Genomic DNA, 550 nt, shown 5'->3' with positions numbered 1-550 from the left:
ATCGCTACTTCCCAATGTTCTAGTTGGTCCAATGTTCTATTTTTGAGTATGAGATCTATCGCACCAATGGTTTTTCCGTCGCTATCGTTGAGTTGAATTTCTTCTGCAAGAATTTCATATTCTTCTGAATTGGCGAGTGCAGCGGTACCTAAATGCTGATACAAAAAACCCAGTCTCGGGTTCCCTTGGTACTCTTCAGATTCATCCAGAGGTTTAATCGACAAGTCTTCCAATGTAGCAAAAGGAGGGAGCAACTGAAAAAGAGGAGGAGAAGATGTGATCCATTGATAAAGACGTTGCAGTTGATTCATCCTGATTCCTTAGTGATGTTGATAAAGCAGCGAGCCTCGTTATTGTAACTAAATTTGGTAAGTAGAATAGGGTAGCTAGCATCAGTGTCATAGTTCGATATACACTTTGAGGTACTCGCTCGAAATTGGAAGTGATAATGAATAATTTACAGTTAGAAAAGATTCTCAACAGCAAACTCTCGCCCGAGTTAATTAAAGATTACGCGCCAAATGGCTTACAGATTGAAGGCTGTCCACAG

Annotated in this window: 1 protein-coding gene and 1 pseudogene; one reads left to right on the top strand and one right to left on the bottom strand. The window is 40.4% G+C overall.

The window, feature by feature from the left end; translation table 11 throughout:
• Positions 1–311: DUF1853 family protein (locus R7E78_RS29550; protein WP_318059071.1), on the bottom strand; the 311-nt coding region annotated here is incomplete at its 3' end.
• A gap of 137 nt (positions 312–448) precedes the next feature.
• On the opposite strand from R7E78_RS29550, the pseudogene R7E78_RS29545 reads away from it, so the two are divergent.
• Positions 449–550: pseudogene (locus R7E78_RS29545) on the top strand (Nif3-like dinuclear metal center protein); the annotation flags it as partial.

This window comes from Vibrio sp. YT-19(2023), assembly GCF_033337395.1.
Note: the sequence above shows the minus strand (reverse complement) of the source record. Positions and strands in the feature narration are given on the sequence as shown.